The organism is bacterium, from assembly GCA_026708055.1.
Taxonomy (GTDB): Bacteria; Actinomycetota; Acidimicrobiia; order Acidimicrobiales; family CATQHL01; genus VXNF01.
This window is the reverse complement of sequence record JAPOVS010000042.1, coordinates 1-20,717: the sequence shown is the minus strand read 5'-3', so window position 1 is coordinate 20,717 and position 20,717 is coordinate 1. Positions and strand designations below refer to the sequence as shown.

The following is a 20,717-nucleotide window of genomic DNA, read 5'->3' as shown; positions in this document are numbered from 1 at the left end:
CCGCATGAGCGACCTGACGCGGTGCCGGAGGAGGCGTCCGGCGAGAGCCCTCCGGGCCGAGACGGGGGTTGTCAGCCTGTTCGTGGCGGTCCTGTTCGTGGCGTTCCTGCTCATCGCCGGTGTCGTGATCGACTCGGCGGAGTTGCGGGGCCAGCGCCGCGCTCTCTCGGACCTGGCTCGTCAGGCCGCCCGCGCCGCCGTGCAGGAAGTGGACATGGATTTCTACCGGTTGACGGGGACGGTCCGGCTGGACGGCGACGCGGCGGTTGCCGCCGCAATGGCCGTGGTGGGCCGATCGGGTCTCGTGGCCGACGTCGCGGTGCAGGGCGACCGCGCTTCGGTGTCAGTCGGCCGCCACGTCGCGGTACGCGTCCTGGGACTGGGCAGCGGGAGCGTGCGGCTCAACGCCTCCGCGGAGGCCCGAGCCACCTGGGGTGTCAGCGCCGGGCCTAGTGCCCGGTGACGGCGCCCGTGATTCCGCCGCGGCGGAGCTTGCCGGTGGGACGGAGCGCCGGCTGGGACAGCAGCAGAACAAAAAGAGCGAGGTGAACGCGATGCAGAACAAGATTCGAACGGTGGTGTCGGGACTCGGAGCCTGTGCGGCTCTGGGACTGTTCCTGGTCGGCGTGCCGGTCTGCCTGGTGACGGTGGTCGGCAACCCGCTGCCTGTCGGGATGCCGGAGTGGTCCTCGGTGGTGGCGGCGATCGAGAGCGGTGCGCTTCCGGCCGGGGCTGTCAGCGGCGTGCTGGCGGTCGCCGTCTGGATCTGGTGGTCGCAGGCAGCCCTGTCGTTCGTGGCCGAGGTGCGGGCCGCCTGCCGGGGGCGGCGCGCCCGGTCACTGCCGCTGCACGGCCTTGGCATGCAGCCGGTCATGGTGCGTCTCGTGGCGGTCGTCGTGGCCGCCGCGGGCACCGTCGGGGCGCTGGCGCAGCCGGTGCTGGCGGGAACCCCGTCGTTCGCGGAGATCGCCGTGCCGATGGAAGCCGGCGGGATCACCGGCGCGCCGGCGGGCGAGGGGGCTCCGGGGATCCCGGCCGCCGCCGGGACGTCGTCGCTCGGGTCGGTCGCGGGATCGCGGCTGGCGCCGATCCTGGGACCGCCGGAGGTCGCGGAGGCGGATCCGGAACCGGCCGCTCCCGCTCCGATCCTGGGCACGCCCGTCGGGTCGCGAGCGGCGCTGTCCTCGGCGCGGCCCGCTCCGACGCGCATGGACCGCCTCGACGAGCACCTCGACCAGTCGCGAGCGGCGCTGTCCCCGGCGCGGCCTGCTCCGAGCGTCGAGAGGGCCACGTCGGCGCGCTGGGATCCGGTGGTGGCTTCCGAGGCCGCCCCGCCGGCCGACCAGGTCACCACGGCGGCGCCCGGTGAGGTGGGCTGGGTCGTTGTGAAGCCGGGTGACTCGCTGTGGCTCCTGGCCGAACGGCACCTGGGTGATGCGCTGCGTTGGCCGGACATCTTCGAATTGAACGCCGGTCAACTCGAAGGCGGGGGCACGCTGCGCGACCCCAACCTCATCCATCCCGGTTGGCGCCTGCGTCTCCCGCCGCCGGATCCGCCGGAGGGGCCGGACCATCCCGATCAGCCGGGGCCCGCGAGTCCTGCAGCGGCGGTCGCGGCGCTGGCTTCGGTCGCTCCGGTCGAGGTGGCATCCGGGTAACGGCCGCCGGTCCGCACAGGTGCCCCGCGCAACCAGGCAGGCCGCAGGAGAGCCGCGGGTGTCACGACCGGCAGCGCTGTTCGATCCGCTGCGCGACCCCGTCGTCGCGGAGGTCGCCGGGCCCCCGGGACGGCCCGGCCGGTGCCGCGATCCGCTGCTGTCGCTCATGGCCGCGGTACCGGAGCGGCTGGATGGGCGGCCGCTGCCGAGGGTTGTCGCCGTCACCACGGCGCGGGAGTCGATCGGGCTGCTGCTGAGCGAGCCGCGCGGCGATCCGGCCTCGGGATTCGAAGCCGTCGACGGCGGTCTCACCTGGACCGCCGAGCCGTTGACGATCGGTCGTGCCAGTGCCGCCGACGGCGGCTGCCGCGCGCCGTGGCCGCTGCTCGTGCCGTTCGGGCAGGTTCTGCCGCACGGCCCGGCGGTGACGGCCAACCTGGAGGAACTGGGGGCGCTCGAGCTCTCGGGCGAGCCGGCTGACGTCCTGGCATTCGCCGAGTCGCTGGCTGCGGACCTCGCCGCGGACCGTTTCGGAGGACACCCGAGAGTCGTCTGCGTGAACTGCGCCTGGGAACTCGACGCGCTCGACGCGGTACGCGTCGTCACGTCGCTCGCTCGGGCGCTGGCCGACGCCGAGACGCAGCGCAGGAGAGTCGACGCCGCCGAGGCCCGGTGGGCCCCGCTGCCCGAGTTGCGCCGGCACGGTATGCGCGGCACGCCACGGCCGCTGGTGATCATCGATCCGCACGGCCGCGACGCCCGGAGCCGGGCGCGCCTGGTGGACCTGGCCGGTCCCGGACTGGCGGTTGTGACGGCGACCCGCTCGCAGTATCCGACCGCGGGTGCCGAGCCGCACCGGGCAGCCGGTGACCGCTGGACGCTGCACGTGATCGGACGGTCGCTTCGCTGGGAACCCGTGGGTGTGGATCTCCGGTTCGAGGACGCGCCCGCCCCGACGTCCGTGCCGGACCCGCGCATCGCGGCGGCTGCCCCGAGCCCCGGAACCGGTGGCTTCGGCTGGGCGGGTGAGCCTCCGGATGCCGGCTTGCGCGCCGACGCCTCCCCTGGCGCGGTGGAACTGCAGGTGCTCGGTGTCGTGCAGGCCGTCGGGGCGGCGGCGCCGTTCACCTCCCAGCGCGCCCTCGATCTCGTCTGCTACCTGGCCTTCCATCGTGATGGGGCGGCCGCCGACAAGCTCCGCTGCTGGCTCTGGCGACGCAGCGAGCCGCCTCCGAGTCCCAAGACGTTCGCCAACGTGGTGTCACGGGCTCGCGTCTGCCTGGGCCGGGACGCCGACGGCAAGCCGTATCTCTCCCATCTCGGCGCGGACGGCGTGTACCGGCTGTCGGCGCAAGTCACCACCGATCTGGAACGTTTTGCCGCCTGGCGGAGGCTCGCCGATCGGGTCCCGTCCCAGCAGGCCCTGGAGTATCTGCGCGCCGCGCTCTGGCTGGTCCGGGGCGCCCCGTTCGGCGGTGGCAGCGGTGGAACGTTCTCCTGGGCCGACGCCTCCTGGCGCAGCCACGTGGAGTACCTGGTGGACAGCACGGCGCACCGGCTGGCCGATGCGGCGCTGGAGTTGGATCGGGTGGAGGTGGCGCGCTGGGCGACGCTCCGGGGACTCGCCGTCACCCCGGACTGCGAGCAGTGCTACCAGCGACGCATCGCCGCGGCTCGTCGCTCGGGGCATCGCCGGGAGGTCGAGCGGGTGATGCGCCATATGGATCGTCTCCAGCGCGAGCCGCTGCCGGAGTTGGACGGCCTGGCGGCCGGCGCTCCGGAAGGTGTGCCGCCGGTCCCCCAGGTCGGGTCCGGCCGGCTCAGCGGCCCCCGAGGCGCACCCAGCGGCCGTCGATGAAGCGCAGGCCCACCCCCGCCAGCCGGGCCACCATGAAGACCACCAGCGCCCCCCACAGCCAGCCGATGCCCGCGTCGGCCAGGCGCACGCCGACCGCCAGGGGCACGAACACCACGGCGGCGCCCACCATGGCGGCGGCCAGGTAGCGCAGGTCGCCGGCGCCGATCAGCACCCCGTCGAGGGCGAAGACCACGCCGTTGATCGGCAGCATCAGCGCCAGGTGCAGCATGAGGAAGCCCGTCAGGGACACCACGGCGGCGTCGTTGCTGAACAGCTGCGGCAGCACCGGGCGCAGCCCCACCGCCAGCGCCGCGGCCACCAGCCCGAAGACCAGCCCCCACCAGGTGACGCGCCGGCCCACGCCGCGGGCGCCGGTGGCGTCGCCGGCGCCCAGCATGGTGCCGATCATGCCCTGGGCGGCGATGGCGAGGGCGTCCAGCGCCAGGGCCGAGAAGCCGAACAGCTGGGCGTTGATCTGGTGCGCCCCCAGGTCGGCGAGCCCGGTGCGGGCCGCCGCCGCGGCCGCCACCACGAAGGCCCCCTGCAGGGCCGCCGTGCGGGTGACCAGGGCGCCGCCGTCGCCCAGCAGCCTGCGAAGCACGGCCAGGTCGGGACGCAGGCTGCGCACGTGCGGGCGCGCCGCCCGCAGCACCCAGTAGGTATACAGCACCGCCCCGGCCCACTGGGCCGCCACCGTGGAGGCGGCCGAAGCGCCGATGCCGAAACCCAGCCCGTAGATCAGGACCAGCTCCAGCACCAGGTTCCCGACCGCCGTGAACACCGCCACCTTCAGGGGCCGGGCCATGTCCAGGCCGCCCCGCAGGTAGCCCACGCCCGCCAGGGTGATCATCAGGGCGGGCAGGCCGGCGAGGCTGATGTGCAGGTAGATGCGGGCCTGGGCGAGTACCTCGCCCTCGCCGCCCAGCAGCTTCAGCAGCGGGTCGGCCAGCCCGTACAGCAGGCCCCCGGCGGCAACGCCGACGACAAGCGCCATCAGCAGCGCCTGCACCCCCCAGCGGGCCGCGTCGGCCTGCCGGCCCGCGCCCAGCAGGCGCGCCACCGCCGCGGTCGTGCCGTAGGCCAGGAAGATGAACAGGGCGTACACGCTCAGCAGCAGCTGCCCGGCCAGTGCCAGGCCGCCGAGCTGCGGTGTGCCCAGGTGCCCCACCACCGCGGTGTCCACCAGCACGTAGATCGGCTCGGCCACCAGCGCCCCGAAGGCGGGGACCGCCAGGCGGAGGATCTGCCGGTCCCAGCGTCGGCGGGCGCCGGCGGCGGTGGGGGTGCTCACCCGGTCGTCTCCCGGGCGGGACGGCTCACGGTGCGGGCGGTCCCGCCGGCCGGCCTGTCCTCGCCGTGCGCCCGCCGTGCCGCCTGTCCCCCGCGCGGGGAAGTGAACTATCGTCCGGTGGAGTATTCGGAGCAGGGGAAAGATGAACGTTCAGCGCACCGACAGATTCTCGATGGCTGAACTCACCGACCGCACCGGCGTGCCGGCCTCGACGGTGCACCACTACTTCCGGCGGGGACTGCTCCCGCCGCCGGTGCGCGTCGCCGCCAAGCACTTCCTCTACGGATCCGAACACGTCGACGCGCTGCGTGTGATCCGCCATCTCCGCCGGCGCCAGAGGCTGCCCCTGGCGCGGATCGCCGAGGTGCTGCCCGAGATCCTCGCCGACGGCGCCGAAGGGTTCGAGGCGCCGGTGCCCGACGGGGACGCCCCCCGGACCTCGGCCGTCGCCGATCGGATCCTCGACGTCGCCATCGAGGCGTTCGGCCTGCACAGCTACGGCGAGGTGAGCGTCGCCGACCTCTGCGTCGGCGCCAACATCGCCAAGGGTACGTTCTACCGCCACTTCGACTCCAAGGGCCAGGTGTTCGTTCGAGCCGCCGAGAGGGTCGTGCTGCAAAGTCTGGCGCGCTTTCGCGAGGCAATGGAGCAAGGCCCCCAACCGCCCGACCTGAAGGCCGCGGGGACGGCCTGCGCGACGGCGCTGCGCCCGGGATTGCCGGTCCTGCTGGAGCTGGCGAAGCGGGCCACGCTGCACGAGCCCACCCACGTGAACGAAGCGCGGGACGCCTTCCGGCTGCTGGTCGCCGAGATGGGCGACATCCTGCGACCCGGAGACGCCGACAACCGGGCGCTCGCCGGCATGGTGGTCCTCGACGCCATCACGCAGGTGTTCCGCGGGCTGGTGGCCGGGACCGGCGCCCCCGCGTTCGCCGGCCCGTAACGACCCGCGCCGTCCACCGATCCCGCCGAGCATGCGGTTCGCCGTGGAGTGCATCGCCGGCCGAGGATCCCGGCGGCGCCGCGGTGCGATCGGAGCAGCCTCCGCCCCGCAGCCGGCACCCAACACAACACTTGGACCATTGGGTCAGTAGTTGTGTAAAATGCGCGCCATCGTGGAGAAGCACCGAGCGGCGCGGTCCGTCCCACTGGAGGGTGCTGTGGCCATCGAACCCACCGCGGATCGGACCGGCTCGATGAGGCCGCCGGCACCCGTCCCGGCTGCGCCCTCCGGACAGGTCGAGCAGGTCGAGCCTGTCGAGCAATTCGCGGGCATCGACGCCGTCATGGCTCGGGCGTCCGGTGAGAACTTCCCGGTGGCCCTGGGAGTGCTGCCGCGGCGCCTGCGCAGCCATCTGGAGGCGATCTACGGCTACGCCCGGCTGGTGGACGACCTGGGTGACCGCTACGGCGGTGACCGCTCGGCGGCGCTGGACTGGCTCGAGCAGCAGATCGACGACCTTTACGCCGGCGCGCCGCGCCATGAGGTGTTCCGCCGGCTGGCGGTGACGGTGCAGGAATTCGCCATCCCGCGCACGCCGTTCGACGACTTGCTGGCGGCCAACCGCCTGGATCAGACCAAGACCGCCTACAGCGACTGGGAGGACCTGCTGGGCTACTGCGCGCTGTCGGCGAACCCGGTGGGCCACCTCGTCCTTGCCGTTCTCGAGGCCGCCACACCCCAGCGGCTGCCAGCCTCCGACGCGGTCTGCAGCGGCCTGCAGGTGCTGGAGCACCTCCAGGACGTCGGCGAGGACGCCGCCGCGGGGCGCGTCTACCTGCCCGCTGAGGACATGGCGCGCTTCGGCTGCACGCCCGCCGATCTGCTCGCCCCCGAGGCCGGCGAGCCGCTGCGCCGGCTCGTGGCGTTCGAATGCGCACGGGCGCGGGAGTTGCTGGAGGGCGGCAGGACGCTCGTGGCCTCGCTCCGCGGGTTCGGGCGACTCGCCGTCACCGGCTTCGTGGCAGGCGGCCTCGCCGGTCTGGACGCCATCGAGGCGGCGGGTTGGGAGGTGTTGGGCGCCACCCGGAAAGCCGGCGCCTGGCGCCTGCTGCGCCGCGCCGTGCCCCTGTACCTGGAGGCGATCCTGAGACGGGGTCCGGCATGACGGCGCTGAGTGTCGAGGCGGCGTACCGGCGCTGCGAGGAGATCACCTGGGCCGAGGCGCGCAACTTCGCCTACGGCATCCGGCTGCTGCCGGCGCCGAAGCGCCGGGCGATGGCGGCGCTGTACTCCATGGCCCGGCGCATCGACGACGTCGGCGACGGGGACTGGCCCACCGACCGCAAGCTGGAGGCGCTCGGGGAGTTCCACGCCTCCATCGACGCGCTGGCGTCCGGCGAGGTCCCCGACCCCGCCGACCCGGTGCTGGTGGGCCTCGCCGATGCCGCTGATCGCTACCCGATCCCCACCGGCGTGCTGCACGAGATCGTCGAGGGCTGCCAGCAGGACGTCATCGGCACCCGCTACGAGACCATGGAGGACACGGTGCGCTACTGCCGCCTCGTGGCGGGATCGGTGGGCCGGCTGTCCCTGGGGGTCTTCGGCACCAAGGGTGACGGCAACGGCGCCTCCCGGGCACGGTCCGGGGAGGTGGCGCAGCTCGCCGACGAGCTCGGTGTGGCGCTGCAGCTCACCAACATGCTGCGCGACATCGTCGAGGATCACGAGATGGGGCGCATCTACCTGCCGGAGTCCGACCGTGCCCGCTTCGGCGTCCGGCCGGGGGAGTGGGCGCCGACCGAGGGGACCGCGGCACTGGTGCGCCACGTGGGCGAGCAGGCGGCGGCGTGGTTCGAGCGGGGGCTCGTGCTGCTGGACCACCTGGACCATCGCAGCCGGGCCTGCACCGCCGCCATGGCGGGCATCTACCGGCGGTTGCTGGAGCGCATCCTGGCGCACCCCGAACGGCCGCTCAGCATGCGTGTCCGCCTCCCGGGCCGGGAGAAGGCCCTGGTGGCGCTGCGCAGCATGGCGGGGCTGCGGCCGTGAGCGAGCGCCGCCCGAGCGTCGTGGTCGTCGGCGGGGGCCTCGCCGGCCTGGCCGCCGGCGTGGAGGCCGCCGACCGGGGCGCCGCGGTGACCCTCCTGGAGCGGCGACCGCGCCTGGGAGGGGCCACCTGGTCCTTCGAGCACCGCGGCATCTCCTTCGACAACGGCCAGCACGTGTTCATGCGCTGCTGCGAGGCGTACCGGTGGCTCCTGGAGCGGATCGGCTCGGCTCCCGACGTGCACCTGCAGAGCCGCCTGGACGTGCCGGTGCTGCGCCCGGGCGGCCCGGTCGGGGCGATCCGGCGCACCAGAGGTCCCGCCCCGCTGCACCTGCTGGCGGCGCTGGCGACCTACCCGCATCTCAGCCGTCGCCGGCGCCTGGCGGTTGTCCGCGCCGCGCTGGCGCTGCGCCGCCTGGATCCCGACGACGCCGCTCTGGACCGGCTGACCTTCGGCGAGTGGCTGGCCGCCCGGGGCCAGGACAGCGCCATGGTGGCATCCTTCTGGGACCTCATCGTGCTGCCGACGGTGAACGTCCCCGCAGCCGAGGCCTCCCTCAAGCTGGCGGCGATGGTGTTCCGCACGGGGCTGCTGAGCCGCTCCGACGCCGCCGACATCGGCTGGGCCACGGTGCCGCTGTCGGTCCTGCACGGCGAGGCGGCCCGCCGCACGCTGGAAGCCGCCGGCGGCGAGGTGCGCACGGGCGCGGCGGTGCGGGGCGTGCGCCGCGGGACCGCGGGGCGCCCGGTCGTGGACACCGAGGGCGGGCACCTGGAGGCGGACGCCGTGGTTGTGGCGGTGCCGCACGACGCCGCCGCCGGGCTGCTGCCGCCGGGCAGCGTCGCCGGCCAGGACCGGCTCGGCGAGCTCGGCACCTCGCCGATCGTGAACGTGCACCTGGTCTATGACCGAGCGGTGACCGAGCTGCCGATGGCCGCGGCGGTGGGCAGCGACGTGGAGTACGTCTTCGATCACACCGCCGCGGGCGGGCTCGACGACGGGCGCCAATGCCTCACGATCTCGCTGTCGGCGGCGCAGCGCCACATCGGGCGCCGTTCGGCGGATCTCGTCGAGCACTTCAGCGCCGAGATGGCGCGCCTGCTGCCGGCGGCGGCAGGCGCCCGGGTCACCGAGTCGATGGTCACGCGCGAGCGGGCCGCCACCTTCGTCGGGGCACCGGGGTCGCACGCCCTGCGCGCCACCGGCCGCACCGCCCTGCCGGGTGTCTTCCTGGCCGGCGCCTGGTGCGACACGGGCTGGCCGGCGACGATGGAGGGAGCGGTGCGCAGCGGACTGGACGCGGCGCAACTGGCCGCCGACTTCGCCGCGGCGACCCCGCGCGCGCCCGAGCCGGCGGTGGCCGCATGAGCCGGCAGGCACCGGCGGTGCTCGCACGGGCCGGCGAGCTGGTTCGCCCGGCGCTCATCGAGGCGGTGGACCGCCTGCCGGGCGAGCTCGCCGTCCCGGTGCGCTACCACTTCGGCTGGACCGATGCGCAGGGCGCCGCATTGCCCGAGGGCTCCGGTGGCAAGGGTGTGCGCGGCGCGCTGGCCGTGCTCTCCGCCGAGGCCGCCGGCGCGGCCCCCGAGGTGGCCGTCCCCGGCGCGGTGGGGGTGGAGTTGATCCACAACTACTCGCTGATCCACGACGACATCGTCGACGGCGACGTCGAGCGCCGGCACCGGCCCACCGTCTGGAAGGTCTACGGCACCGACAACGCCGTCATCATCGGCGACGCGGTCATGGCCTTGGCCTTCGAGGTGCTGCTGGCCGAGACGACGCCGCCCCGGGCCGCGGCCGCCGCCGACCTGGCGCGGGCCAATGCCGCCATGATCGCCGGCCAATCGCAGGACATGACCCTGCACAGCCGGCCCAGCGTCAGCGTCGCCGACTGCTGGGAGATGATCTCGCTCAAGACGGGCGCTCTGCTGGCCCACGCCGGCGCCGTGGGGGCCATCCTGGCCGGTGCGCCCGCGGCGACGGTGCGGGCGCTGCGTCGCTACGGCGAGGAGGTGGGCCGGGGATTCCAGGCGGCCGATGACCTGCTCGGCATCTGGGGCCGTCCCGAGGTCACGGGCAAGCCCGCCGGCAACGACCTGCGCGAGCGCAAGCGTTCGCTGCCGGTGACCGTCGCCCTGAACTCCGGGCAGGCGGGAGCAAGCGAACTTGCCGACCTCTACAGTCGGGACCACCTCGACGAGGAGGATCTGGCGAGGGCGGCGCTGCTCATCGAAGAGCTGGGTGGCCGCTCCGCCACGGCCGCAGCGGCGCGGCGTTGCATGGAGAATGCCCTCGAGGCGGTGGCGTCGGCCGACGTGGACCCCGCGGCGGCCGCCGAGCTGGCGGACTTGGCCGCGTTCATCGTCGACCGGGACCATTAGGACCGATGGCGCCGAGAGGACCGGACAGGAGCGTGAAGGCCCCCACGGAGGTTCGTGCATGACGACGGCCAAGGACTCGCTGGCCGCGCCGCCGTGGCTCGTGCCGCCGGCGGACACCGGTGAGCTCGAACGGGAAGCGGCCGACGCCCTGCAGCGTTCGGCTGAGGCGCTGCTGGGCTTGCAGGACCCGGCGGGCTGGTGGAAGGGCGACCTGGAGACCAACGTGGCGATCGAGGCCGAGGATCTCCTGCTGCGCACGTTCCTGGGTATCTGCGACGACGAGACCCTGGCTCTCACGGCCAACTGGATCCGCTCCAAGCAGTGTCCCGACGGCGGTTGGTCGTCCCACTACGGGGGCCCCTCGGACCTCTCGCTGGCCGTCGAGGCCTACGTGGCGCTGCGCCTCGCCGGCGACAGCCCCGACGCCGAGCACATGCTCCTGGCCGCCGAGTTCGTGCGCGACCTGGGCGGTCCGGAGTGCGCCCGCGTCTTCACGCGCGTCTGGCTGGCCCTGTTCGGGCAGTGGTCGTGGCGGGACCTGCCCGCCATCCCCCCCGAGTTGATCCTGCTGCCGCGCTGGATCCCGCTGAACATCTACGACTTCGCCTGCTGGGCCCGCCAGACGATCGTCCCGCTGACCATCGTGAGCACCTACCGTCCGCAGGTCGAGCTGGGTTTCGACCTGGCCGAGTTGCGCACCGGGGCGGTGCCGCCCGAACGGGTGCCCCGGTCGATCCGCACCCCCGCCGGCTGTTTCCAGCGTCTCGACAAGGCCCTCCACAGGTTCCACGACCGGGCCCCGTGGCGGTTGCGGGAGACCTCCATGAAGCTCGCCGAGCAGTGGATCATCCGCCGCCAGGAGTCCGACGGCTGCTGGGGCGGCATCCAGCCCCCCTGGGTGTACTCGATCATCGCCCTGCACCTGCGGGGCTACGCCCTGGATCACCCCATCCTGGCCAAGGCGCTGTCCTGCTTCGACAGCTACGAGGTGCGCGACGGGGACATGCGCTGGCTGGAGTGCTGCCAGTCGCCGGTGTGGGACACGGCGCTGGCGGTCGTTGCCCTCGGCGACGCCGGGCTGCGCCGCGACCACCCGGCGATGGTGAGCGCCGCCGATTGGCTGCTGGACGAGGAGGTGCGGGTGCGCGGCGACTGGGCGGCCCGGCGCCCGCAGCTGGCCCCCGGCGGCTGGGCCTTCGAGTTCCAGAACGACAACTACCCCGACCTCGACGACACCGCCGAGGTGGTGCTGGCGCTGGGCCATGCCCAGGCCTCCGATCCCGAGCGCGCCAACGAGGCGATCGCTCGCGCCGTCGCCTGGGCCGAAGGTATGCAGAGCAGCGACGGCGGCTACGCCGCCTTCGATGCCGACAACGTCCGGCGCCTCTGCGAGCAACTGCCATTCTGCGACTTCGGCGAGGTCATCGACCCGCCGAGTTCCGACGTCACCGCGCACGTGGTGGAGATGCTCTGCTGGGTGCGCGCCCACACCGACATTCCCGTCGACGCCCGCCGCCTGCGGCGCGCCGTGGACTGGCTGTGGCTCGACCAGGAGCGCGACGGATCCTGGTTCGGGCGCTGGGGTGTGAACCACCTGTACGGCCTCGGCGCGGTGCTGCCGGCGCTGCGAGCGGTGGGCGTGCCGCCCAGCGACCGCCGCATCCGCCGCGCCGTGCGCTGGCTGCACGCCACGCAGGGCCCCGAAGGGGGTTGGGGCGAGGATCTGCGGTCCTATGAGTCCGACAGCTGGCGGGGTCGCGGCGACCCCACCGCCTCCCAGACCGCCTGGGCGCTGCTGGCGCTCATGGCTGCGGATGAGTTCGGCGAGCCGACCCGCCGCGGCGTGGCGTGGCTGGCCGGCGCCTGCCGTCCTAATGGCACCTGGGAGGAGCCCCAGTACACCGGCACCGGCTTCCAGGGCTACTTCTACATCAACTACCACCTCTACCGGCAGGTGTTCCCGACCATGGCGCTGGGCCGCTTCCTGCGAGCCACCGCCGGGGAGGAGCCGCGGCGGTGAGCCTCGAATTCTGGTGCCCGCTTCACCTGGAGGCGGCGGCCGCGCGGCGAGGGGCCCGCAGCGCAGGAGTGGTGCGCACCGGCATGGGGCCGCGCCGCGCCGCGGCCTTCGCGGCCCGGCGGCAGGTCCCCGGGGACCTGCCCGGAGCCATCGTGCTGGGGCTGGCGGGCGCCGTCACCGATTCGCTCGAGCCCGGTGACGTGCTCGTGGCCGATGTGGTGCACGGCCCCGGACCCGATCGCTCCGCCTGGGGACGGGTGGCCGAGACGATCCGGGTCGGGCTGCGCGAGGCGGGCGTCCCGGCGGTGCGCGGTCCGGTGCGATCGGTGACCCGGACCGTGCGCGGGGTGGAGCGCCGCCGCCTCGCCGGCGACGGAACCCTGGCCGTCGACATGGAGTCGTGGTGGCTGCTGGCTGCCGATCCGGCGCCGTTGGCGGTGGTCAGGGTCGTTTGCGACACGCCGGCCGCGGAGCTGGTGTCGTTGTCGCTACCGTGGCGGGCGCGTCGGGCCCTGGCGGTCATCTCCCGGATCGCCGCGACGCTGAATTCCCGGGAGACACCGATCGCACCCGACAGATGGCGAGGGCTGGAGAGAGCAGCCCCTGGAGGTGGTTCCTGATGGGCATCCCGCTTCGACAGGCGGCCCGGGTCGGCGCCTACATGGCCGCCAACAGGCTCCGGGGCCGCCACAAGTACCCACTCATCGTGGAGATGGAGCCGCTGTTCGCCTGCAACCTGGCATGTCCCGGCTGCGGCAAGATCCAGCACCCCACCGAGATCCTGCGCAAGCGTCTCAGCGTCGAGGAGTGCGTGGGCGCCATGGAGGAGTGCGGCGCGCCGATGGTCTCCATCGCCGGGGGCGAGCCGTTGCTGCATCCGCAGATCGCCGACATCGTGGAGGCGCTGCTGGAGCGGAAGAAGTTCGTGTACCTCTGCACCAACGGCGTGCTGCTGCGTCGCCGGATGGACCAGTTCAAGCCCTCGCCCTACTTCTCCTGGGCGGTGCACGTGGACGGGCTGCGCGAGCGCCACGACATCGCGGTGGCTCGGGAGGGCGTCTTCGACGAAGTGGTCGAAGCCATCCGGGACGCCAAGAAGCGCGGCTTCCGGGTCACCACCAACAGCACCTTCTTCAACACCGACACGCCCGAGTCGGTGCGCGGCGTTCTGGACTTCCTGAACGACGACCTGGGGGTGGACTCGCTCATGATCTCCCCGGGCTACGCCTACGAGAAGGCCCCCGACCAGGAGCACTTCCTGCAGGTGGCCGAGACCAGGCGGCTGTTCCGGGAGGCCTTCGCCGACGGGCGCCGCAAGCGCTGGCGCCTCAACCACTCGCCGCTGTTCCTGGACTTCCTCGAGGGCAAGGTGGACTACCAGTGCACCCCGTGGGGGATCCCCAGTTACTCCGTGTTCGGCTGGCAGCGGCCCTGCTACCTCATGGCGGACGGGTATGCCGAGACCTACCAGGAGTTGCTCGAGACGACCGACTGGGACAGCTACGGGCGCGGTCGCGACGAGCGCTGCGCCAGCTGCATGGCGCACTGCGGCTACGAGCCGTCGGCGGTGATCGCCACCGCAGGCTCGCTGCGCCAGTCGCTGCGGGCGCTCGTGGCGGGCTGACGGTCGCCCCGGCCGGCAACGCCCCGGGCGGCTTCCCGCCCCGCCACCCTCCTCCGCTCCCCGCCGCGTCGCCCTCAGGGCCGCCCTCGCCTCCTTCGCTCCGGGGTCTTCGGGGCGTAGCCTCCGTGATGTGCGCAGCCGCCATGGAGTCGCCGCAGTCCTGACGGTGGCGGCTCTGCTGGCCGCCGCCTGTTCCGGCGATCCGACCGAGCAGTCCGAGCCGGCGTCGGCGGACACCGGCTCGACCCCGGCGGTCGCCGCGACGGGGGTGACGTCGGCGGCGGCCACCGCCCCGGCAGCCGGGGTCGACGCCCGGGACGCCGGCACGGCCGGGAGTCCCGAGCCGGTGAGGATCGGTGTGATCATGGCGGTCGGCGGCCGACTCGCACCGCACGACGGCCCGGTGCTCGACGCCCTCGCCTACGCGGTGCGGCAGGTCAACTCCTCCGGCGGGCTGCTGGGGAGGCCTCTGGAGTTGCTGTTCGAGGACTCGGATTCCGAGCTCAACACCGCTTTCGACGCGGCGCGGCGGCTGATCGACAGGGACGTGGCGGTGATCTTCACGTCCTGCGACCCGTACTTCAGCCGGCCGGTACGCGAGGCGGCCCACGGCGCCGGCGCGCTCGTGATCGTGCCGTGCGGGCCCGAGCCCCTGCCGACGGTGGCGACGGGGCGAGCTCGGGTGTTCTCCGCCGGGACCTCCGCGCAGGCCTACGGGCGGGCGCTCGCCGAGTACGCCGTCGACGCGGGGATCTCCTCGGCGGCGACCCTGGTGGAGGCCGACAAGGCCGAGGCCGTTCAGATGTGCGACAGCTTCGACCGCCGCTTCACCGAGCTGGGAGGCACGCGGGGCTTCACACTGGGATTCGACCGCTTCTGGATCGCCGCGCAGCCCGTCGTCGGGGCGCGGGCAACGGCCCGGGCGCTGGAACGGGTGGCCGATCACCCCGCTGTGGTGCTCTGCGCCGCGGTCGGCGGGCGCGGCATCCGGATGTTCGAATTGCTGCGGTCGGCGGGCATCGGCACGGAGGTGCTGGCGCCGGCGGCGCTGGACGGCGTGGCCTGGCAGCGCGGCGTCTTCGGGTTGGAACCGCTGACGGTGATCACCGAGGCGTCCACGTTCGGCGACGACCCGAGCGCGCAGGTGAACGCCTACTTCGCCTCGATCATCACCGGCGATCTGCGCCGGGAGCCGGAGGACGCAGCGCAGGACGTCGATCCCCGTGGTCTGGCGGAGGTCGAGGACCGTGTCGGCTGGGCGGTCACCGGTGCCGAGGCGCTGTGGATCTTCATCCGGGCGGTCCAGCGCACCGCCGGCCTGGACCCGGCCGTGCTGGCGGCCGACATCGAGCAGTTCGAGGCCGTCGAACTCTGGATGGATTCGGCCTCCTTCAGCCCCGCCCGGCACGCCGTCGGCGGGAGAGCCTTGCGGGTCATCCGACACGACGGCGGCGCCAGCCGGCTGATCGAGTTGCGCATCCCCAGCGGGTCCTAGCCCCCCGTCCGGCACCAGCGGCCGTCCGCGCCGCCGGTGCCGCGCGTTCAGTAGCCGAGGGCGGTGTTCACCGGCCCCAGCAACGGCTCGCCCGCTGCGTAACGGCGCACGTTCTCGGTCACCCGGCGGTTCAGCAGCGTCATCCCCATCTCGGGCGTGTTGCCCACGTGCGGGGTGATGATGCAGTTCGGCAGATCCCACAGCGGGTGGCCGTCGGGCAGCGGTTCAGGATCGGTCACGTCCAGCGCCGCGCCGGCGATGGTCCCCGCACCCAGGGCGTCCACGAGGTCATCGGTCACGACGTGCTCGCCGCGCGCCACGTTGACGAGCCAGCAGTGCTCCGGCATCCTCGCCAGTGCCCCGGCGTCGATGATGCCCCTGGTCTCGGCGGTGAGGGCCATCGCCACGACGACGGCGTCGGTGCCGGCAAGCGCCTCGTCGAGGCTCGCAGGCCCGACGATCCGGACTCCGTCGGCGTCCGGGAGCGGTTCGGGATGTCGGCGCAGCACCGTTGTGTCGCACTCGAACGGCGCCAGCAGCTTCAGCAGCTCGACGGTGATGCCGCCACCGCCCAGGATCGTGATGGCGGCGTCGCGCAGGTTGCGGCCCTCGGGCTCCAGCCAACTCCGGGCCGGCAGGTAGCTGGTGAAGCCGCGCATCCCCGCCAGCAGCATGCCCAGCGCCATCTCCGCCACCGGCTCGGCGTACACGCCCTTGCCGCACGTCCAGAGCCGCTCGTCGTCCAGGAACGCCAGGTAGGGCTCGATGCCGGCGTAGGGCAGCTGGATCCAGCGCAACTGCGGCGCGGCGTGCAGCACCGGACCCAGCAGGTCGGGGTTCTGGGGGTCGGCCCAGATCAGGCCCTCCGCCTCGGCGGGGGGCACCACGATCCCCCCGCCGGCGCTGACCGCCCCCGCCAGGTCATCCCGCCGCCAGCACTGCGGTTCCACCGCCACCAGGGGTTGGCGTGTCATGGTCGTTCCTCCGGCTCCCTGATCGTCATTCCGCGTCTCGTTCGTGATTCCGGGTGGGTCTCGAGTCCGTTGTCCGGCGGTCCCGGCCGCCGCGACCGCGGCGCCGCCACACCGTCTCCGGTGGCTCCGCCCGGCGCCGAGGCCGCCGGGCGTCAAGGCTAGATTGCAGGTCCGGTCGCGAGTCGGGCAGTCACGACTCGGGCGAGCGGGAGGGCGCATGAAAGTACCGCTGACCGTGGGGGACTTCATCGACCGGGCGGCGCACGTCTATCCCGACCGCCCGGCGCTGATCGACGAACCCGACCAGCCGGCGCCGAGCTGGGGGACGCTCAGCTACGGCGAGGTGGCGGCACGGACGCGGGCGCTGGCCGCCTCCCTCGACCGTCTCGGGCTCGGTACCGGAGAACGGGTGGCGATCGTGTCGCACAACGCCGCCCGGCTGGTCACGACCATGCTGGGGGTCAGCGCCGCGGGGCGGATCTCGGTGCCGGTCAACTTCCGTCTCAACACCGCCGAGGTGGACTACATCGTCTCGCACTGCGGGGCCCGGATGCTGCTGATCGACCCCGAACTGGCCGACGATCTGGCCGGCGTGGACTGCGAGCACCGCTTCATCATCGGATCCGAGGCCGACGAGGCGCTCTTCGCCGGCAGCGATGTCGAGCCGCGCCCCTGGGAGCCCGACGAGGATGCCACCGCCGCCATCAACTACACCAGCGGCACCACGGCGCGCCCCAAGGGCGTCCAGATCACCCACCGCACCATCTGGCTCAACGCCGTGACGTTCGGCTGGAGCGCCGGGGTGAGCGACCGCGACGTCTACCTGCACACGCTGCCCATGTTCCACTGCAACGGCTGGGGCATGCCGTACGCGCTGACCGGTGTGGGCGCCACGCAGGTGGTGATCCGCAAGATCGACGGCGCCGAGATCCTGCGGCGCATCCAGCGCCACGGGGTCACCTACCTGTGCGGGGCGCCGGCGGTGGTGGCGGCGGTCCTGGCGGCCGCCGAGGACTGGCAGGGACCCATCCCCGGCTCGGGCACCGTGCGCATGACCGTGGCGGGAGCGCCCCCGCCGCGGCGCACCATCGAACGCATGGAGACCGAGTTGGGCTGGGAGTGCATGCAGCTGTACGGGCTGACCGAGACGGCGCCGTACCTGACCATGAACCGGCTGCGCCCCGAATGGGACGACCTGGCACCCGCCGAGCGGGCCGAGCGGCTGGTGCGCCAGGGCGTGCCGGCGCTGGGCATCAGCGTGCGCGTCTCGGCCGACGGCGAGGTGGAGGCCCGGGGCAACCACGTCATGGAGGGCTACTGGGAGCAACCCGAGACCAGCGACGAGGCGCTGGCCGGCGGCTGGTTCCACACCGGCGACGGAGGCTACCTGGACGGCGACGGGTACCTCGTGCTGACCGACCGGCGCAAGGACGTGATCATCAGTGGCGGCGAGAACGTCTCCTCGATCGAGGTGGAGGACTGCCTGTTCGCCCATCCCGCTGTCGCGGAGGTGGCGGTGATCGGCGTGCCCCACGAGCGCTGGGGCGAGACCCCCAAGGCGCTGGTGGTGCCGGCCCCCGGGGCCGATGTCACCGGGCAGGAGTTGATCGACCACTGTCGCGAGCACCTCGCCCACTACAAGTGCCCCACCTCGGTGGAGTTCCGGGAGGCTCTGTCGCGCACCGCCACCGGCAAACTCCAGAAGTACAAGCTCCGCGCCCCCTACTGGGCCGACCGGGAGCGCGCCATCAACTGAGTCATCCGTCGTCGCCGCGGCCTGCGAGTCATCGGGCCACCGCGCGCGGCACGGCGGCGACGAGTCGTTTGCGGTCGCGCTTGATTCCACGCAGTTCTCTGTATCGTGCCACCGGCGGGGGTGCCGGCCATCGGTCGCCCGGCGACCCCCGGGATCAGCGGCGATCTCTTCTGCTTCCCCCATCCGCCATTGCCGACGGGTCGAGTCGGCGCACGCAAGGAGCAAGACCATGGCCTACAGGGCTGAGTACATATGGGTGGACGGATCGGTGCCCACCGCCGAGGTGCGATCCAAGACGAGGGTCCTCGCCGACGGTGAGGAACCCGGTATCTGGGGCTTCGACGGCTCCAGCACCAACCAGGCGGAGGGCAGCGACTCCGACGTCGTGCTGAAGCCGGTCTTCAGCTGTCCCGACCCGCTGCGAGGCGGCGACAACATCATGGTGATGAGCGAGACATTCCTGCCCGAGACCATGGAGCCGCACCCCACCAACATGCGGGCGAAGACGCGCGCGATCCTGGACAAGTACGGTGACCAGGAGTTCTGGTTCGGGCTCGAGCAGGAATACACCATGCTGGACCCGGTCACCAAGTGGCCGTCGGGCTTCCCCCCCAACGGCTTCCCCGGCCCGCAGGGGCCGTACTACTGCGGGGTGGGTGCGTTGCGCATCCACGGGCGCGAGGTGGTGGAGCAGCACACCGACTGGTGCCTCGGCGCAGGTCTGGCGATCTCCGGAACAAACGCCGAGGTGATGCCCGGCCAGTGGGAGTTCCAGATCGGCCCGTTGGACCCGCTCGCGGTGGGCGATCACGTCTGGGTGGCGCGCTACCTGCTGTACCGCGCCGGTGAGGACCATGAGATCGAGATCAGCCTGGCGGCCAAGCCGATGCAGGGCGACTGGAACGGCGCGGGCATGCACACCAACGTGTCCACCGCCTCCATGCGCCGGAACTACGAGGCCGTGGTGGCCGCCGCCGAGGCGCTGGGCGCCGCCGGCAAGCCCGAGGAGCACATCGCGGGCTACGGCGACGGCATCGAACTCCGCCTCACCGGCGCGCACGAGACCGAGCGCTACGACACCTACAGCTACGGGGTGTCGGATCGGGGCGCCTCGGTGCGCATCCCCTGGCAGGTGCACCAGGACGGGCGCGGCTACATCGAGGATCGCCGGCCCAACGCCAATGCCGACCCCTACGTGGTGACCAGGCTGCTGGTCCAGACGATCGGCGAGGCGCTCGCCTGACCGGGCGGCGGCGTCGGGGCCGTGAGGCCCTGTTCAGCGGCGGATTCTGAGAGGTTTGGAGACCTCGGCGAAGAAGTCGTTGCCCTTGTCGTCGATGACGATGAAGGCCGGGAAGTCCTCCACCTCGATGCGCCAGACGGCCTCCATGCCCAGGTCGGCGTGGTCGAGTACCTCCACGGCGCGGATCGAGTCGGCGGCCAGGCGGGCGCCGGGGCCGCCGATGGAGCCGAGGTAGAAGCCGCCGTGGGTGGCGCAGGCGTCGGTCACGGCCCGTGAACGGTTGCCCTTGGCCAGCATGACCAGGCTCCCGCCGGCGGCCTGGAACTGCTCGACGTAGCTGTCCATGCGTCCCGCCGTGGTGGGGCCGAAGGAGCCCGAGGCGTAGCCCTCGGGGGTCTTGGCCGGCCCGGCGTAGTACACCGGGTAGCGGCGCAGATAGTCCGGCATCTCCCCGCCGGCGTCCAAGGCGGCCTTGATGCGGGCGTGGGCGGCGTCCCGGGCGACGACGAGCGTCCCGGTGAGTGACACCCTCGTGCGTACCGGGTGCGCCGAGAGCGTGGCCCTGATCTCGTCCATCGGGCGGTCCAGGTCGATGGCGACCGTGTCGGTCGACAGGCTCTCGTCGGTGGTCTCGGGGAGGAAGCGGGCCGGGTCGGTCTCCAGCGCCTCGAGGAACACGCCGTCGGCACCGATCCGCCCGAGCACCTGGCGGTCGGCGGAGCAGGACACGGCGATGGCCACGGGGCAGGAGGCGGCGTGGCGGGCCAGGCGCACGACGCGCACGTCGTGGCAGAAGTACTTGCCGCCGAACTGCGCGCCGATGCCGAATTGCCGGGTGAGCTCCAGGATGCGCTCCTCCCAGCCGGTGTCCCGGAAGGCCCGGCCGCCGGGGGAGCCGTCGGGGGGGAGGTGGTCCAGGTAGCGCGCCGAGGCCAGCTTGGCCACCTGGAGGGCGTACTCCGCGGAGGTGCCGCCGATCACCACCGCCAGGTGGTAGGGCGGGCAGGCGGCGGTGCCGATCTTGCGCAGCTCCGCATCCAGGAAGTCCAGCAGACTGTCGGGGTTCAGCACGGCCCGCGTCTGCTGGTAGAGGAAGCTCTTGTTCGCCGACCCGCCGCCCTTGGCGATGAACAGGAACTTGTACTCCTCGCCGCCGACGGCCTCGATGGTGATCTCGGCGGGCAGGTTGTTGCCCGTGTTCCGCTCGCTGAACATGTCCTGCGGGGCGAGCTGCGAGTAGCGCAGGTTGGACGTGCGGTAGGTGTCGAAGACCCCCCGCGAGATGGCGACCCGGTCGTCGCCGGCGGTGAGCACCTGCTGGCCCTTGCGGGCCTTGATGATGGCGGTGCCGGTGTCCTGGCAGCCCGGCAGCACCCCGCCGGCGGCGATGTTGGCGTTGCGCAGCAGCTCGGTGGCCACGAAGCGG

17 protein-coding genes are annotated in these 20,717 nt (G+C 73.0%); 14 read left to right on the top strand and 3 right to left on the bottom strand.

Annotation, left to right across the window (positions count from 1 at the left end; all coding sequences use genetic code 11):
• The first annotated feature begins 4 nt into the window (after window positions 1–4).
• From OXG55_08820 to OXG55_08810, 3 genes are all read left to right on the top strand, one after another.
• Window positions 5–463, top strand: a complete 459-nt coding sequence (locus OXG55_08820) for a hypothetical protein (protein MCY4103345.1) — start codon at window positions 5–7, stop codon at window positions 461–463.
• A 91-nt stretch (window positions 464–554) separates the two neighbouring features.
• On the top strand, window positions 555–1,658 hold the full coding sequence (locus OXG55_08815) for a LysM peptidoglycan-binding domain-containing protein (GenBank protein ID MCY4103344.1): 1,104 nt from the start codon (window positions 555–557) through the stop codon (window positions 1,656–1,658).
• 58 nt (window positions 1,659–1,716) lie between these two features.
• On the top strand, window positions 1,717–3,516 hold the full coding sequence (locus tag OXG55_08810; GenBank protein MCY4103343.1) for a hypothetical protein: 1,800 nt from the start codon (window positions 1,717–1,719) through the stop codon (window positions 3,514–3,516).
• Here OXG55_08810 and OXG55_08805 read toward each other — a convergent pair.
• Complete coding sequence (locus tag OXG55_08805; GenBank protein ID MCY4103342.1) at window positions 3,479–4,807, bottom strand: MATE family efflux transporter; 1,329 nt, start codon at window positions 4,805–4,807, stop codon at window positions 3,479–3,481. The two genes, OXG55_08810 and OXG55_08805, sit on opposite strands and share 38 nt — an antisense overlap.
• Before the next feature lie 142 nt (window positions 4,808–4,949).
• Between OXG55_08805 and OXG55_08800 the strand changes: the two genes are divergently transcribed.
• From OXG55_08800 to OXG55_08760, 9 genes are all read left to right on the top strand, one after another.
• Window positions 4,950–5,750, top strand: a complete 801-nt coding sequence (locus OXG55_08800; GenBank protein ID MCY4103341.1) for a TetR family transcriptional regulator — start codon at window positions 4,950–4,952, stop codon at window positions 5,748–5,750.
• A 160-nt stretch (window positions 5,751–5,910) separates the two neighbouring features.
• Window positions 5,911–6,915: a squalene synthase HpnC gene (gene hpnC, locus OXG55_08795; GenBank protein ID MCY4103340.1), complete on the top strand. Its 1,005-nt coding sequence runs from the start codon at window positions 5,911–5,913 to the stop codon at window positions 6,913–6,915.
• Window positions 6,912–7,799, top strand: a complete 888-nt coding sequence (locus tag OXG55_08790) for a squalene/phytoene synthase family protein (protein MCY4103339.1) — start codon at window positions 6,912–6,914, stop codon at window positions 7,797–7,799. The genes hpnC and OXG55_08790 overlap by 4 nt, the downstream gene beginning before the upstream one ends.
• Window positions 7,796–9,166, top strand: a complete 1,371-nt coding sequence (gene hpnE / locus OXG55_08785; protein MCY4103338.1) for a hydroxysqualene dehydroxylase HpnE — start codon at window positions 7,796–7,798, stop codon at window positions 9,164–9,166. Before OXG55_08790 ends, hpnE begins: the two co-directional genes overlap by 4 nt.
• Complete coding sequence (locus OXG55_08780) at window positions 9,163–10,179, top strand: polyprenyl synthetase family protein (GenBank protein ID MCY4103337.1); 1,017 nt, start codon at window positions 9,163–9,165, stop codon at window positions 10,177–10,179. Before hpnE ends, OXG55_08780 begins: the two co-directional genes overlap by 4 nt.
• 58 nt (window positions 10,180–10,237) lie before the next feature.
• Complete coding sequence (gene shc / locus OXG55_08775) at window positions 10,238–12,199, top strand: squalene--hopene cyclase (protein MCY4103336.1); 1,962 nt, start codon at window positions 10,238–10,240, stop codon at window positions 12,197–12,199.
• Entirely contained in the window at window positions 12,196–12,819 is a 624-nt protein-coding gene (locus OXG55_08770; GenBank protein MCY4103335.1) for a hypothetical protein, read from the top strand. The genes shc and OXG55_08770 overlap by 4 nt, the downstream gene beginning before the upstream one ends.
• The gene (hpnH, locus tag OXG55_08765) at window positions 12,819–13,823 is read left to right on the top strand and encodes an adenosyl-hopene transferase HpnH (GenBank protein MCY4103334.1); all 1,005 of its coding nucleotides are present in this window, start codon (window positions 12,819–12,821) and stop codon (window positions 13,821–13,823) included. Before OXG55_08770 ends, hpnH begins: the two co-directional genes overlap by 1 nt.
• A gap of 130 nt (window positions 13,824–13,953) precedes the next feature.
• Window positions 13,954–15,318: an ABC transporter substrate-binding protein gene (locus OXG55_08760; GenBank protein MCY4103333.1), complete on the top strand. Its 1,365-nt coding sequence runs from the start codon at window positions 13,954–13,956 to the stop codon at window positions 15,316–15,318.
• A gap of 47 nt (window positions 15,319–15,365) precedes the next feature.
• Here OXG55_08760 and OXG55_08755 read toward each other — a convergent pair whose 3' ends face one another.
• Window positions 15,366–16,292, bottom strand: a complete 927-nt coding sequence (locus OXG55_08755; protein MCY4103332.1) for a D-isomer specific 2-hydroxyacid dehydrogenase family protein — start codon at window positions 16,290–16,292, stop codon at window positions 15,366–15,368.
• 217 nt (window positions 16,293–16,509) lie between these two features.
• On the opposite strand from OXG55_08755, the gene OXG55_08750 reads away from it, so the two are divergent.
• Complete coding sequence (locus OXG55_08750) at window positions 16,510–18,048, top strand: AMP-binding protein (GenBank protein ID MCY4103331.1); 1,539 nt, start codon at window positions 16,510–16,512, stop codon at window positions 18,046–18,048.
• Between the two features lie 229 nt (window positions 18,049–18,277).
• Window positions 18,278–19,291: a glutamine synthetase beta-grasp domain-containing protein gene (locus OXG55_08745; GenBank protein ID MCY4103330.1), complete on the top strand. Its 1,014-nt coding sequence runs from the start codon at window positions 18,278–18,280 to the stop codon at window positions 19,289–19,291.
• Between the two features lie 33 nt (window positions 19,292–19,324).
• On the opposite strand, the gene OXG55_08740 is transcribed toward OXG55_08745, so the two are convergent.
• A partial coding sequence (locus OXG55_08740; protein MCY4103329.1) for a FumA C-terminus/TtdB family hydratase beta subunit occupies window positions 19,325–20,717 on the bottom strand: 1,393 nt, incomplete at its 5' end.